We start from the raw sequence: 14,867 nt of genomic DNA, 5'->3' as shown, positions 1-14,867 counted from the left end.
CAGCGACGGCCGTAAAATCACGCCGCCTGCGGGGCGAGTTCCGCCTCTTCGGTACTCTCGATGGCGGTAAGCGCCGGTACGGCGGTGGCAAGCGCCCGCCAGGTGATCAGTTCGAAGGTGCCGTCGGCATGTTCGGCAACCGCCGTGCAGCTTTCCACCCAGTCACCCGTGTTGATGTAGCGAATGCCGTCCATATCCTGGATCATGGCGTGGTGGATGTGGCCGCAGATCACGCCGTCGGCGCCGCTCTTGCGGGCCTCTTCGGCTACGACGCGCTCGAACTCGCCGATGAAATTGACCGCGTGCTTGACCTGCAGCTTCGCCCAGGCGGAGAACGACCAATAAGGCATGCCGAGGCGGCGGCGTACGGCCGCGAGCAGGATGTTGATGCGGATCGCCGTATCATAGGCCCAGTCGCCGAGATAGGCGAGCAGGCGGGCGTTGCGGACGACGACATCGAACTCGTCGCCGTGCAGGATCAGGTATCTCTTGCCGTCCGCGCCGTCATGCATCATACGCTCGACGACCTCGATGCCGCCGAAATGCATGCCCGGGAAGTCGCGCAGAAATTCGTCGTGATTGCCTGGGATATAAACGACGCGCGTGCCCTTGCGCGCCTTGCGCAACAGCTTCTGGACGACGTCGTTGCAGACCTGCGGCCAGTACCAGCTGCGTTTCAGACGCCAGCCGTCGACGATATCGCCGACGAGCACGATGGTGTCTGCCTCGTGGTAGCGCAGGAAATCGAGCAGGAAATCAGCCTTCGCGGCCTTCGAGCCGAGATGAATATCGGAAATGAAGAGCGTGCGGAAATGTCTGGGTTCCATCATGTTTGTCACGAACAGTGCTCGTGCCCCATCTTTCATCTAGCCCTCCAAAACCAGACTCGTGTTTCAGGAAGATGACAAGCTGGGGAAAAGCCCTGCAGACCGACCCATACCGTCTGGATGGTAAACGCCGGTCCCGTCGGTCACGAAGGTCGCAAAACCGAAATCGGAAATCCGATCACCATAATTTCGTGCCGCGAGGTTCTAGATCTTTCCCGCATGCCGAGAATCAAATTAACAGCAGGTGCCGATTTGGCGTATCCTTGGGGGTTGATGATGCATGTCCACACCGCGACGATAATGATTTCTATTGCAATACTTGCAGGCTGTGCACCGACGCAGCAGGATTATGATGCGACCGTCACGTTGCTGCAAGGCAGCACCAGAGCGAGAAATGAGTTCGTCAAAGTTTGCGCAAAGGATTTCGATGCAAATGCGCGTCGCACCGCCGGGATCGTGACAAACGTCTCTGACAAGGACGCTCCGAGGGTCGCCTGCCAGCGATATCTGGCGGCCGCGATCTCCGGTCGGGCCACGTATCAGGATCTGCTCGACATCAAGGCTCACCGGTTTACGCCAAAGCTCGTCAAGATCTTCCAGGGCCGCTGATAGCGCGGAAGCCCCTCCCTCGCTCCTTGATTTTGGAACCGAGTGAACAAGATCGACGGGCCAAGCGGATTGGGGCAAGCGGCGACCAAACGCTCGCCCCCTTTTCCGACCGACGATATTGCCCTGCCAATCGAGCGCGTTCATGATGACGACGATTCCATATCCGATGAAGCGGGGATGGCCGATGCGTCTCTTTCTCGTTCGCCACGGCGAATCCCTCGGCAACATCAACGAACAGGCCTACCGTCAGTTCGGCGATCATAACGTGCCGTTGACCGAGTGGGGCTATCGCCAGGCGGCGGAGGCAGGCGCTGTCATCGCCTCGTACCTGAGAGGGCTGCCGAGCGAGGGATTCCAGAAGCTGCATATCTGGTATTCGCCGTTCCTGCGCACGCGCCAGAGCAAGGATGCGCTGCTCGAAGTGCTGCCGGAAAACTTCGTCGGCGATGTCAGGGAAGATTATCTTCTGCGCGAGCAGGATTTCGGCCTCTTCACCGAAATCTACGATCATGCCGAGCAGAAACAGAAATTCCCCGAGGAATTCGAAAAATGGGCGAGGCTCCGCAACAACAGCGGCAAGTTCTATGCACGGCCGCCGGACGGCGAAAGCCGGGCGGACGTGGCGCAGCGGGTGCGTCTCTTTCTCCAGACCGTCATGCGCGAAGCCGAGACCGGCGACCACAATGTCGCGATCGTCGGCCATGGCGTCACCAACCGCGCGGTCGAAATGAATTTCCTGCACCACTCCGTCGACTGGTTCGAGCGATCCGACAATCCTGGGAATTCCGACGTCACGCTGATCGAGGGAACGCGTTTGCAGGGCTACGACACGATCCTGCTCCACCAGGCCGCCGACCGGCAGCCGGGACAGGAGGACAAACTGCGCGATGCCTATGGCGCTGACGTGAGGATGACGCCGAAGTGCGGTGGGTAAACCGTTCCTGAGTTCGCGCACTCATCCATGTGCACGAGGTTCGGCCAGTCCCAGGCAAATGTGAATTCAAGCAGAGATTGGTGCCATATTCACTTGCGGCACAGAGTTGCAGATGGTTCATTTTCCCGAAATAGCTCGTGAGACATTCTGAAAGCTCTATTTCAACACTGCCATCCGCATGACGGTTCGGAGACGATGAAGGAGAGATGTCGAAATGACGAGGAGATCAAGTCTCGTACTGCAAGAAGTCCGTCGGCTAAACGCAAGGATGATGGCCGCGGCCACAGGCTCGCCGGATGAACGGTATGAACGCATTTTCGACCTTGTACCCCGCGAAGCCTTCCTTGGTCCCGGTCCGTGGCATATCGCCGTCCATCCTTGGAAGAAATCCTACCGGCATCGCTACATTGAAACTCCGAGCGACGATCCGGTGCATGTTAATCAGAACGTGCTGGTCGCACTTGATCGGACGAAGGGCATCAACAACGGCGAGCCCCTGTTGCATGCAGGTTGGCTCGGGAGCGTGAATCCACAGCGCGGCGAAGTGGTGACCCATATCGGAGCAGGCACTGGCTACTACACCGCAATGCTCTCGATGTTGACGCTCCCATACGGCAGCGTGCATGCCTTTGAAATCGATGACAATCTTGCTGAGCGTGCGCGTGAGAACCTCGTTCCCTTCGAAGGGGTTTCGGTTACTCATGGTGACGCTACTGTGCTGACGCTGCCGTCATCCGACGTGATCTACGTGAATGCCGGCGTTGTGGCCCCGCCAGCACATTGGCTCGAATCATTGCGTCCAGGCGGTCGTATGATCTTTCCTTGGCGCCCGAACGAGGATGTTGCCGTCACGATGCTCATCACTCGAGGTCAATCGGAATTCTCGGCGCAGCCATTAATGCCAGCTTGGTTCATTCCCTGCATTGGCGCAAGTGACCCTCGCCAGAGCCTTAGAGTCCCGGATCGCACCGGCGCACGAACCATCCGCTCCGCCTGGCTCACCAGAGATCGCAAACCCGACGAAAGCGCCGCCGCGATCTTCCGCGACGTATGGTTCTCCAACGATTCCGCAGCTCCAACCACAGTTGCCACGTAATTCGCAATTCCGCGAAAAGCTGCCAGCGCTTGAAGTGCGGCAGCCTAATTTCGCAAACCTGTCGCAAAGGCCTGTCTCCTGCGACAAGAAGCGTTCCAATTGAGGTACAGCGTCGACATTGGTGGCTTGCCAATCACCTGCCTCCATCGGTCCAATACTCGTGCCTGACCAGACCGCTTGAGCCGACGCGCGTCGCGGCCCGTCACGCAGCCCGCACGGCCGCCATCGGCTTCACATTCTGGTTCATCCGGAACAGATTGTTCGGATCGTAGCGCAGCTTGATTTCGGAAAGGCGCGCATAATTGGCCCCGTAAGCCATTTCGACCCGATCGGTCTCGTCCTCCGGCATGAAGTTGATGTAGGCAGTACCCACAGCATGCGGTTTGGTTGCCTCAAAGAGTTCGCGTGCCCAGCCGATGCAGTTTCCGTCCATCTCGGATTCCCGCCAGCGTGCATGGACATTCATGACAAAATGCGAACTGCGCTGTGGAAATGCTGTGGCTTCGGTCGGCACGCGGCCGGCGGCGCCGCCGACATGGCCGATGAATATTTCGCATTCCGGCCCTGGCAACTTCCGCACGGCATTGGTGAGAACCTCGATCGCCGCATCGGAGAGGGAGGCGAAATCCTGGCTCTTCCAGTAGTTACGGGCGCCGGGCGTTAGAAGCGGGTCGAATGCCTGCTGCCAGCCGATGAATGGCATCGGGCCGACGATGTCGGCGATCGGCTTTCCGATCCCACGCAATCTCGCCGCCGCCTTTTCGCCCGCCGCCATGTCCCCGCAATAGCACATGGCGAGCACCACGATTTCCTTGCCGTGCCATTCAGCCGGCAGGAACGGCAGCGGCGGCGCCTGGCGCATCACCACCCAGCAGGTCAGCTCGTCGGGTGCTGTTTCCAGCGCCTCGCGATACTCTCTGAGAACTTTTTCCGCATCGGCGAAGGGATGCACCACCAGTCCGGCGAAAACTTCGGGATGGAGCGGGTTGAGCTGGAATTCGAAGGAGGTCACGACGCCGAAATTGCCGCCGCCGCCGCGCAGGGCCCAGAACAGGTCCGGCCGCTCGGTCTCGCTCGCCTTCACCAGTTCGCCATCGGCCGTCACCACATCCACCGAAATCAGATTGTCGAGGGTCAGCCCGAATTTCCGGGTGAGCCAGCCGAAACCGCCGCCGAGCGTCAGGCCGGCTATGCCGGTCGTGGAATTGATGCCGGTCGGCAGCACCAGCCCGAAAGCCATCGTTTCCTTGTCGACGTCGCCGAGCGTAGCGCCCGGCTCGATCCTGGCGCGGCGCGTCTCGGGATCGACCCGCACGGACTTCATTGGCGACAGGTCGATGACAACACCACCCTCGCAGACGGCATTGCCGGCAATGCCGTGCCCGCCGCCGCGCACCGAAACGAGCAGATTGTTATCGCGCGCAAGACGCACCGCGCGCACGACATCAGCTGCCCCTGCGCAGCGCGCAATCAGCCCCGGCCGGCGATCGATCATCGCATTCCAGATCGCCCGCGCCTCGCCGTAATTCACGTCGTTGCTGGTCAGGAGACTGCCGCGAAAACCGGCGGCAAACGCATCCATGGCCACGTCATTGACCATCGTCTGACCCCGCTGCAGGGTCGTGAGGTTCAAATTGTCCATGATTTCCTCCATGCGACCGGCGCCCCGCACCGTCGCGGCCAGCATCTTGCGCTCGCAGGGGGCGTCAAACAAGTTTTCCAAAAGGATTAATACTGGCGATGCCGATACTCGGCCGGCCTGCGGCGTCGTGGGACACGCCCGTCTCGCGAAAACTTCTTCCAGCCCTCATTTCCATACTGTCGCCCGTATCCGATTGATGTATGGAGGGAACTCCAGAAAAAGACGTGCACGGAGGCGGCAATGGATCACCAGGATAAATCCAAGACGGACAAGAACCTGCCGGGCGGCGATCTCGACGAGCAGGCGCTCTTCTTCCATCGCTATCCCCGCCCCGGCAAGCTGGAGATCCAGGCGACCAAGCCGCTCGGTAACCAGCGCGATCTCGCGCTCGCCTATTCGCCGGGTGTCGCCGCCCCCTGCCTTGCCATCCGGGACAACCCGGAAATGGCAGCCGAATATACCTCGCGCGCCAATCTCGTCGCCGTGATTTCCAACGGCACCGCCGTGCTCGGACTCGGCAATATCGGGCCGCTGGCTTCGAAGCCGGTCATGGAGGGCAAGGCCGTGCTCTTCAAGAAATTCGCCGGTATCGACGTCTTCGACATCGAGATCGACGCCGCGAGCGTCGAACAGATGGTCTCGACCGTTTCCTCGCTGGAGCCGACCTTCGGCGGCATCAACCTTGAAGACATCAAGGCGCCGGAATGTTTCGAGGTCGAGCGGCGCCTGCGCGAGAAGATGAAAATCCCGGTCTTCCACGACGACCAGCACGGCACCGCGATCATCGTTGCCGCCGCGATCCTGAACGGGCTGGAACTCGCCGGCAAGGCGATCGATAACGTCAAGATCGTCGCCTCGGGCGCGGGTGCGGCCGCCCTTGCTTGCCTCAATCTGCTGGTGACGCTCGGCGCCAAGCGCGAAAATATCTGGGTCCACGATATCGAAGGCCTCGTCTATGAGGGCCGCACCGAACTGATGGACGAATGGAAGTCCGTCTATGCCCAGAAGAGCGACACGCGCACGCTCGCCGAAAATATCGGCGGCGCCGATGTCTTCCTCGGTCTCTCGGCCGCCGGCGTCCTGAAGCCGGAGCTGCTGGCGCAGATGGCCGACAAGCCGCTGATCATGGCGCTCGCCAATCCCACGCCGGAGATCATGCCGGATCTCGCCCGCGCTGCCCGCCCCGACGCAATGATCTGCACCGGCCGCTCGGACTTCGCCAACCAGGTCAACAACGTCCTCTGCTTCCCCTACATCTTCCGCGGCGCGCTCGATTGCGGCGCCGAGACGATCAACGAGGAAATGAAGATGGCCGCCGTGCGCGCCATCGCAGCGCTTGCCCGCGAAGAACCCTCCGATGTCGCTGCTCGCGCCTATTCCGGCGAGACCCCGGTCTTCGGCCCCGACTATCTGATCCCTTCCCCCTTCGATCCGCGCCTCATCCTGCGCATCGCCCCTGCCGTCGCCAAGGCCGCCGAACAGAGCGGCGTCGCGCGCCGCCCGATCCAGGATTTCGACGCCTACCTCGATCAGTTGAACCGCTTCGTCTTCCGCTCCGGCTTCGTCATGAAGCCGATCTTCACTGCGGCAAAGGCCGCCGAGCGCAAGCGCGTCATCTTCTCCGAAGGCGAGGATGAGCGCGTGTTGCGCGCCGCCCAGGTGCTGCTTGAGGAAGGCTTGGCCAAACCGATTCTGATCGGCCGCCCGCAGGTCATCGAGACACGCCTCAAGCGCTACGGTCTGCGCATCCGGCCACTGCAGGATTTCGAGGTCATCAACCCGGAAGACGATCCGCGCTTCCGCGAATATGTCGATCTCTATTTCTCGCTCGTCGGCCGCCGCGGCGTCATTCCGGAAGCCGCCCGCACCATCGTGCGCACCAACACGACCGTCATTGGCGCGCTGGCGCTGAGGCGCGGCGAGGCCGATGCGCTGATCTGCGGCCTGGAAGGCCGCTACGAAAAGCACCTCCGCGACGTCCGCCAGATCATCGGCAAGCGCAAGAATGTCCGCGATTTCTCGGCCCTCAGCTTGATGATCTCGCAGCGCGGCGCCACCTTCTTCACCGACACTTACGTGACCTTCAACCCGAGCGCAGAAGAGGTCGCCGAGGCGACGGTGATGGCGGCCGAGGAAATTCGCCGCTTCGGCATCACGCCGCGCGCCGCCCTCGTCTCGCATTCCAATTTCGGCTCGCGCGAATCCGAAAGTGCGACCAAGATGCGCAACGCCCTGCAACTCATTCGTGAAACCGCGCCCGATCTTGAAGTCGACGGCGAAATGCACGGCGAAAGCGCCATCACCGAAGCGCTGCGCAAGCGGGTCATGCCGGATACGACGCTGCATGACGAGGCGAACTTGCTCGTCTTCCCGAACCTCGACGCCGCCAACATTACCTTCGGCGTGGTGAAGTCGATGACAGACGGACTGCATGTCGGCCCGATCCTGCTCGGCGCCGCCCTGCCCGCTCACATTCTTGCTCCCTCGGTCACTTCCCGCGGCGTCGTCAACATGGCCGCACTCGCCGTCGTCGAGGCATCGCAGCCGGCATAAGCCGGCTTTGCGACCAGGAGATTCACGGATAACCAGCACTCGCCGAGATATTTCGCAAGTGCTGGCATCCTGCCGCGTTTTACCTCGGCGTTACGTCAAAGCCGAACCACTTCTGCGATAGCTTGACGATCGTGCCGTCCGCCTTGGCTGCTGCGATCGCGTCGTTGAACATGGCTTTCAGTTTTATATCCTCCTTACGCAAACCAACCGAGCTGCCTCGCCCGAGCATGCCGCCCTGGAAACGAGGGCCTGTGACGATCAAATCCTCGTTGCCCGGCTTTGCCGCCGCTGTCGAGAGATATGCCATCGACGCCATGACGAGGTCGACGCGACCGGCCTTCAGATCGAGATCGTGCTGTTCCGTCGTCTTGTACTCACGGATATCGACGACGCCCTTCAAATATTTGTCGAGGAAGGTCGCGGCGATCGATGCAGTCTGCACGCCGATTGTCTTGCCCTTGAGCAACGGCTCGAGCTGCTTCAGCGCAGCGACAGCGCCGGCCTCGTCCGTTGCGAGCGAAAACACCTTGCCCTTCAAAGGCAGAGTGGCAAGCGGGGAGTCTTTCAATGTCGCAAAGGTCTGCCCGGTCGTGCCGTAGGAATCACTGAAGGCAATGACCTCCTCACGCTTGGCGGTTGCAGACATCCCCGAAATGATTGCGTCGAACTTTCCGGCATTCAGGGCCGGGATCATACCGTCAAAAGGCTGGATCACGGTCGTGCATTCGACCTTCATATGGGCGCAAAAATACTTGATCAGCTCGATTTCGTAACCATCCAGGCTACCGTCTGCCTTGGTGAAGTTCCACGGCCGAAACGCCCCCTCGGTCGCAATCGTCACATGTGTCCAGTTCTTCTCCTCGGTGCGTGCCGCCGTGGAAACGGCTAAGGTGGCGACCATAGTGATCGCGGCCATGATTGCGGTCAGGTATTTCATACTTGAGTTCCCCTTCTTGATTGAGCCTGATGAACTATTGATTGATGAACTGGCGGAAGCGCTCCGACTTCGAATTCGAGAAGACATCCTGAGGTTTGCCCTCTTCCTCGACCAGACCCTTGTGTAAAAAGACAACGCGGCTGGAGACGTCGCGCGCAAATCCCATCTCATGTGTGACGACCAGCATGGTGCGCCCTTCCTCTGCCAAGGCGCGCATGACGCGCAGAACCTCTCCCACAAGCTCCGGATCGAGCGCCGATGTCGGCTCATCGAAGAGCATCACCTTTGGATGCATGGCGAGCGCGCGGGCAATGGCGGCGCGCTGCTGCTGGCCGCCGGAAAGATGAGCGGGATAGCAATTGCGTTTATCGGCGATGCCGACTTTGGCGAGCAAAGCTTCAGCTTCCTCGATGCATTCGGCGCGTGAACGGCGCTGAACATGGATCGGCGCCTCGATAAGGTTTTCCAGGACCGTCTTGTGAGACCAGAGATTGAAACTCTGGAACACCATGCCGAGCTGAGAGCGGATACGGTCGACCTGCCATCGATCCGTCGCCCGGTGTGCGCCTCCGGCATTGCGCTGCATCGAGATCGTTTCGCCGGCAACGGTCACTTCACCGGAATCCGGCGTTTCCAGCAGATTGATGCAACGCAGGAACGTCGATTTCCCGGAGCCGGACGAACCGACAATGGAGACGACATCGCCTTCCAAAGCATCAAGGGAGATGCCCTTGATGACTTGTACAGGCCCGAAGCTCTTGTGCATGTCGCGCACGCTGAGGGCGATTGGTGTAGCCGTCATCGATGTTCTCCTGCAGGGATCGCCACAACGGCATTCTCTCGGTTGACGGGAGGAGGCGCGCGCAAATGCGGGCTAAGCCTGTACTCGGCGAATTGAATGAGACGCGTCAGCAAGAAATTGAGGGCGAGATAGATGGCCCCGGAGACAACGAAGACCTCGATTGCCCGGTAGGTCTCGGAGATGATCTTCGCGGCAACTCCGGTTACCTCCATCAGCGTAATGATCGAGGCAAGCGATGTCGCCTTGACCATCGAGATCATCTCGTTGCCGTATCCGGGCAATGCCTGTCGGATTGCCAGCGGCAGGACGATCCGGCGAAACATCAGAAAACGGTTCATGCCGCAGGCGCGGGCAGCCTCGACTTGACCGTGCGGTACCGAGAGCATGCCGCCGCGAATGATCTCGCTGGCGTAGGCCGCGGTATTCAAGGTCAGCGCCAGAACCGCGCACCAGTAAGGATCGCGGAGAAACGGCCAGAAGACGCTGTGCCGTATGGCTGGAAACTGACCGAGACCATAATAGATGAGAAATATCTGCACCAAGAGCGGCGTGCCGCGGAAGACAAAGACATAGAGCCGCGCGAACCAGTCCAGCGCTGCCACACAGGAGAGGCGGGCAAGCGCCAGCAGCATCGCCAGAATGGCCCCAAGGCAGATCGACGTCACGGCAAGCTCGAGCGTCAGCGGAATTGCGAAGACCAGGCTCAGAAATGTTTCCTGGAGAAAGGGCCAGTCCATCACGCCCTCCTCACGCCGCGCGACAGGCGCCGCTCCGCCTGCCGGATGACGAGGCTCGAAACTGTCGAGATCATCAGGTAGATCGCGCCGGCCATCAGGTAGAAATCGAATGGAAGCCCGGTCGACCCCGCGCCGACCTGGGCCTGGCGCAGGAGCTCGGCAACACCGGTGATCGATACCAGTGCCGACTCCTTCAGGACGACCTGCCAGACATTGCCGAGACCGGGAAGCGCGTGACGTAGGGTCAGCGGCGCAACGATCCGCCGCAGACGAAGCCAGCGCGGCATGCCGCAGGCGATAGCCGCCTCGATCTCACCCGGATGGACCGCCTTGAAACCACCTCGCAGCACTTCCGTGAACTGAGCGCCGGAGGTGACGCCCACGGCGAGGGAGCCGGCAAGAAAGCCCGGAAAGCCGAGGAAACCTTCGGCGCCGAAAAGCCGGCCCACCGCCGTAACCACGGCGCTACCGCCGAAATAGAAGAGATAGATGACCAGCAGATCGGGAATGCCCCGCAGCACCGTTGTATAAGCGTCGGCGACTGCGCGAGCAAAGCCGTTACCTGCAATCTTGGCCCATGCCCCAAGCGTCCCAATACAGGCGCCGACGGCATAGCCGGCGATTGCAACAAGGATGGTCATCCACGCTCCGGCTAGAAGAGCATGGCCCCAGCCATCCGGACCGAAGCCGGCAAGCTCGAAAAAACCAGGCTGGCTCATGTTGCTGCCCCGGAAGAGCATGTTTTTGCAGGAACTGACATTGTCATAGCGTGGCTGGTCGACTGAACGACGCCGACCGTCTTGCCTTTGAGGGCTTCGCCGATTCCGGCAATCACCGGATCGGCCTTGGACTTGTCGTTCAAATTCGGCCGTTCGCCGAGCATCGGCAGAGGAGACACCGGCCGGTCCTTCAGATGCAGAAAGCTCTCGAGCTCCTCCCGCGTTCCGGACAATTTCACCCGACGGGCAAACTCGCGGATAAGCGCTGTCAGGCGTTCACGATCGGGCTGCAAGTCCTGGTTAGGCATCAGCCTGCTCCGGCAATGGCGGCTCAACGTCATCCGGGATCGGATTGATGAAAGGCGTCCGCTCCAGACGCGCCCTGTGATCGGCCTTGGCAGCTTCGATCAATCCGGGGTTACCGATGAGATCGGCGGCCGTGCTCGCCATCACCTTGGCCGCGTGTTCGGTTCCCTTGTGGGCAGCCGGCAGCTTCCCTTGCGCAACCAGCTGCCAGGAATGTCCTGGCGTTCCGACAGCATAGGTAGCTCCTCGCATCTGCACGGTCGGCACCACCCAGCTGACGGTCCCGACATCGGTGGAACCGACCAATGTGCCGTCACCGGCATTCAACGGAAAAATCTCCTCGCAGAGCGGCTGGTCCTCCTTCGGTTTCAGCGCGAAACGACCATAGGACGCTGCGATATCCTCTGCATTGAAGGTCTGCTGGAACTTGCGGGCCATTTCTCGATCCGCGTCATCGAACACGGGCGGGCCAAGGCGCTGCAGATGCGAGAACATGCATTCTTCGAGTGGTGTATTGCCGACGAGGTTGGCGTCGCCGCTGACGATTTCACTGCGGACGGCCGTCTCGGTCATCAGAGCCGCACCTTCGGCAACCTTCTTGACGCGGGCGACCAGAGACAGGAGTTCCGGCAAGGTCCTCGCGCGGACGAGATAGCGTACCGTCGCGCGCGCCTGCACGACGTTAGGCGCCCCGCCGCCCGCATCAGTGATAGCATAGTGGATGCGCGCGGTCGAAGGCATGTGCTCGCGCATATAGTTGACGCCGACATTCATAAGCTCCACCGCATCGAGAGCGCTACGGCCGAGATGCGGTGTGGCGGAGGCATGCGATGCGCGGCCCGAAAAATGGAAATTGATCTCATTGCAGGCGAGCGAAATGGGGTTATTGACCCCGGCAAAGGCTGCCGGATGCCAGGAGATCGCGATATCGACGTCGTTGAAAACGCCGGCGCGCACCATGAAGCCCTTCGAAGAGCCGCCTTCCTCGGCCGGGCATCCGTAATAGCGCACCCTTCCCTTCAAGCCGCTTTCGGCCAGGAAATCCTTGATCGCGGCGGCAGCGAGCATGGATCCGGCTCCGAGCATGTTATGGCCACAGCCATGACCATTGCCGCCGTCGACCAAGGGGCGCTGCTCGGCAATACCGGCCTCCTGACTCAGTCCCGGCAGCGCGTCGAACTCGCCAAGAATTGCAATGACCGGGCCACCCTCGCCTGCCTCTCCCATGACTGCTGTCGGCAGACCGGCAATGCCGCGCTCGACACGAAAGCCTTCCCTTTCCAGCATGCGGGCGTGCTCTTCGGCGGATTGATATTCGAGGTAATTGGTCTCGGGAATATCCCAGATGCGATCACTCAACTCGAAGAACGACGCGCGCTTTCTCTCGACTATTTCCCAAACCGCATCGGAGTTCTGCATGGATTTACAACCCGCCTCGTATAATGGTAATCAAATTGGCGCCAATTTTATGCTCCAATTGAGTCGGACACGCAAGCCATGAGCAGGAATATTTTTCGACGCTGTCAATCGGCCTCGTTGTTGGCCGGGGGAGAGCTATGATAGTCATCGCCGAAATCGGGCTGGGGAGAACTGCATGAATTCGCTGGAAAGCGGAGCGATGGTGCAAGCACAAGAGCTGCAAACCTCCGATGTGACCGAACTCATTCTCCAGGATATCCTTGCCGGCCGTCTCCCGCCTGGAACCTGGTTGAAGCAGATCGATCTCGAAAGGCGGTATAACTGTACGCGACCCGAGGTCCGCAGAGCTCTCGACAGATTGGTGCAGAAGCGACTGGTGGAGCATGTCCCCAATCGAGGTTATCATGTCCATGAGCAAGACGGGCGCCGCGCCCAGGAGGTCAGCGACATTCGCGTCATCCTCGAAGTTGCCGTCAGCGACCGCATCGTCGCGAATGCGAGCGAGACGGATATTGCGAACTTACGGGTTCTAGCTTCACGCTTCGACGATCTGGTGCTGAACGGCACCATGCTTGAACTTTACGAAGCCAATCTCGCCTTCCACCGCCATCTGCTTGCTCTCGCAGGCAACCAGGAACTCGTGGAACTGATCACGGAGATTCGGCAGCGGACATCCTCTGCGCCGGTGTCGCAGTGGCGAACGCGCGCCCGCATCGAGCAATCCGGTCGCGAACATCAACAGATGGTCGATGCGATAGAGAGACGCGACACCGATGGTCTGATGGAGCTGACGCGCAGGCACATTCTTCAAGCTTGATCGGCCTCGATGACGCGGCAGCTGTTGCTGGAACTTGGGATAACCGGAAATCGCTGGAGGGTGCATTTTTCGCCACCTCCGGCATGACCTCGTGGCTTTTATGCAATGGAACCGCCTGCAGTTTTGGCGCCGTGCCATCTCAACCATCCGCAGCCAGTTGATATCCCCATATCATGCACCTCGTACCGACAGCCGCCCTCCATCCGCAAGCTCATCCGCGCGTTCGTTGCCGGCTATGCCGGAATGGCCCTTGCACCAGGCAATGGTCACCAGGGCGTTCTGCGAGAATTGAAGATCGACCGCTTTCCAGAGTTCCGCATTAGCGATCGTCCGGCTTCGGGCGTTCCCATTCGGACTGCTTTTCTTCCAGCCGTTATTCTTCCAAATGTGCCGCCTGTCGTTGCAGCCTTTGACGGCATAGATCGAATCCGACCAGATGGTCGCTGCTTCGCCCGTTGCTTCGCTATTGATCCACATGATTGCCTTCAAGACGGCGGTCAATTCCATCGAATTATTGGCGGAATCACGCATACCGCCGAAGCTGGACGCGATTTCCGCAACCTCGCGATAGGCGACGAAGGCCCAGCCTCCGTGCCCGGAACCGGGGTCATAACAACCGTCCACAAAGACGTGGAGACCGTGGCTTTTCGGTAGTCCGGCCGTCGTTGTGGAGGAGCCTAGCTCATTGGAAATGCCCGCCATTTTCGCCTTCGCTGCGCCCCGCCCGGACCGGCGCGATTTGCGACGGCCACCCGAAGCCGACATTGGAATTGAACGTTCCCTTGTGTCAACTATTGACGACCGTGGGGCCGACAGCGCCTACTGCCGATGGGAAACTGTGAGGGGCAGCGCCATGGACAATCCGTTGAGCAGGGCCGGCAAGCGGGATCATGCCGTAACCGTTCGCCGTATTCTCAAGGTCAATCACGCCGGCGAATTCGGCGCAATTCGCATCTACGGGGCACAGATCTGGATGGCCCGTCGGCTGTTTCCTGAGATCGGGCCCGCACTTCGCGAAATTCGGGACGACGAGATCGAGCATTGCCGCCTGTTTCGCGACGCGATGCCATCCAGGAATGCCAAGCCATGTCGCGTCACGGCATTCTGGAGCCTCGGCGGTTATCTGCTCGGTTTCCTGACGGCCCTCGGCGGGCGTAACATGGTCTGGGTCTGCACCGAGGCGGTTGAAAGCACAGTTCACCGCCATCTCGAAGATCAATTGATCCTCCTCAAGAGCCGCGATCCACAGCTTCACGGCCTCATCGCCTCGATCCAAGAAGAGGAGTTGGCGCATCTCAGGGAGGCTGAGAGGAACCAGACGAAACGCGGCATCGGCCACGCCCTGCTTCTGCCAGTCATCGCCGCGCTCACGGACCTGATGATCTGGCTCTCGACATGGGGAGACTCAAGCTGGATGCGTGCCGAAATGGCGCGCTCCAAGGGTGTTTGATGGTCTGGCAGCCGCTTCT

General features: G+C 60.4%; 15 protein-coding genes. 6 read left to right on the top strand and 9 right to left on the bottom strand.

Annotated features, from left to right (window positions below; genetic code table 11):
- Positions 1-17: 17 nt before the first annotated feature.
- Positions 18-830 carry a UDP-2,3-diacylglucosamine diphosphatase gene (locus HJC04_RS28070; RefSeq protein WP_221147642.1) on the bottom strand — a complete coding sequence of 271 codons (813 nt, stop codon included), beginning with the start codon at positions 828-830 and terminating at the stop codon, positions 18-20.
- A 270-nt stretch (positions 831-1,100) separates the two neighbouring features.
- Here HJC04_RS28070 and HJC04_RS28065 point away from each other — a divergent pair, with 270 nt between their 5' ends.
- From HJC04_RS28065 to HJC04_RS28055, 3 genes are all read left to right on the top strand, one after another.
- Entirely contained in the window at positions 1,101-1,436 is a 336-nt protein-coding gene (locus tag HJC04_RS28065) for a hypothetical protein (RefSeq protein WP_221147641.1), read from the top strand.
- A 184-nt stretch (positions 1,437-1,620) separates the two neighbouring features.
- Complete coding sequence (locus tag HJC04_RS28060; RefSeq protein WP_221147640.1) at positions 1,621-2,370, top strand: histidine phosphatase family protein; 750 nt, start codon at positions 1,621-1,623, stop codon at positions 2,368-2,370.
- A 271-nt stretch (positions 2,371-2,641) separates the two neighbouring features.
- Positions 2,642-3,466, top strand: coding sequence for an SAM-dependent methyltransferase (locus HJC04_RS28055; RefSeq protein ID WP_311044475.1), 825 nt, complete (start codon positions 2,642-2,644; stop codon positions 3,464-3,466).
- A 202-nt stretch (positions 3,467-3,668) separates the two neighbouring features.
- Here HJC04_RS28055 and HJC04_RS28050 read toward each other — a convergent pair whose 3' ends face one another.
- A complete protein-coding gene (locus tag HJC04_RS28050; RefSeq protein WP_210631103.1) occupies positions 3,669-5,108 on the bottom strand; it encodes an FAD-binding oxidoreductase in 1,440 nt (479 codons plus the stop codon).
- Between the two features lie 240 nt (positions 5,109-5,348).
- Here HJC04_RS28050 and HJC04_RS28045 point away from each other — a divergent pair, with 240 nt between their 5' ends.
- Complete coding sequence (locus HJC04_RS28045; RefSeq protein WP_210631102.1) at positions 5,349-7,661, top strand: NADP-dependent malic enzyme; 2,313 nt, start codon at positions 5,349-5,351, stop codon at positions 7,659-7,661.
- 79 nt (positions 7,662-7,740) lie between these two features.
- Here the strand turns inward: HJC04_RS28045 and HJC04_RS28040 are convergent, their stop codons facing one another.
- From HJC04_RS28040 to HJC04_RS28015, 6 genes are read right to left on the bottom strand one after another with little or no spacing between them, the layout of a single operon-like run.
- Positions 7,741-8,598, bottom strand: a complete 858-nt coding sequence (locus tag HJC04_RS28040; RefSeq protein ID WP_221147614.1) for a transporter substrate-binding domain-containing protein — start codon at positions 8,596-8,598, stop codon at positions 7,741-7,743.
- Between the two features lie 34 nt (positions 8,599-8,632).
- Positions 8,633-9,400, bottom strand: coding sequence for an ABC transporter ATP-binding protein (locus HJC04_RS28035; RefSeq protein ID WP_221147613.1), 768 nt, complete (start codon positions 9,398-9,400; stop codon positions 8,633-8,635).
- Entirely contained in the window at positions 9,397-10,137 is a 741-nt protein-coding gene (locus tag HJC04_RS28030; protein WP_221147612.1) for an ABC transporter permease, read from the bottom strand. Before HJC04_RS28030 ends, HJC04_RS28035 begins: the two co-directional genes overlap by 4 nt.
- Complete coding sequence (locus HJC04_RS28025) at positions 10,137-10,856, bottom strand: ABC transporter permease (protein ID WP_210631098.1); 720 nt, start codon at positions 10,854-10,856, stop codon at positions 10,137-10,139. Before HJC04_RS28025 ends, HJC04_RS28030 begins: the two co-directional genes overlap by 1 nt.
- Positions 10,853-11,164, bottom strand: coding sequence for a hypothetical protein (locus HJC04_RS28020; protein ID WP_210631097.1), 312 nt, complete (start codon positions 11,162-11,164; stop codon positions 10,853-10,855). Before HJC04_RS28020 ends, HJC04_RS28025 begins: the two co-directional genes overlap by 4 nt.
- A complete protein-coding gene (locus tag HJC04_RS28015) occupies positions 11,157-12,581 on the bottom strand; it encodes a M20 family metallopeptidase (protein WP_221147611.1) in 1,425 nt (474 codons plus the stop codon). Before HJC04_RS28015 ends, HJC04_RS28020 begins: the two co-directional genes overlap by 8 nt.
- A 175-nt stretch (positions 12,582-12,756) precedes the next feature.
- Here HJC04_RS28015 and HJC04_RS28010 point away from each other — a divergent pair, with 175 nt between their 5' ends.
- Entirely contained in the window at positions 12,757-13,398 is a 642-nt protein-coding gene (locus HJC04_RS28010; protein WP_221147610.1) for a GntR family transcriptional regulator, read from the top strand.
- Between the two features lie 171 nt (positions 13,399-13,569).
- On the opposite strand, the gene HJC04_RS28005 is transcribed toward HJC04_RS28010, so the two are convergent.
- Positions 13,570-14,100: a ribonuclease H gene (locus HJC04_RS28005; protein ID WP_221147609.1), complete on the bottom strand. Its 531-nt coding sequence runs from the start codon at positions 14,098-14,100 to the stop codon at positions 13,570-13,572.
- Between the two features lie 151 nt (positions 14,101-14,251).
- Between HJC04_RS28005 and HJC04_RS28000 the strand changes: the two genes are divergently transcribed.
- On the top strand, positions 14,252-14,848 hold the full coding sequence (locus HJC04_RS28000; RefSeq protein ID WP_221147608.1) for a demethoxyubiquinone hydroxylase family protein: 597 nt from the start codon (positions 14,252-14,254) through the stop codon (positions 14,846-14,848).
- Positions 14,849-14,867 lie beyond the last annotated feature (19 nt).

The organism is Rhizobium sp. NLR8a, from assembly GCF_019685235.1.
In the GTDB taxonomy this organism is placed as follows: domain Bacteria; phylum Pseudomonadota; class Alphaproteobacteria; order Rhizobiales; family Rhizobiaceae; genus Rhizobium.
Note: the sequence above shows the minus strand (reverse complement) of the source record. Positions and strands in the feature narration are given on the sequence as shown.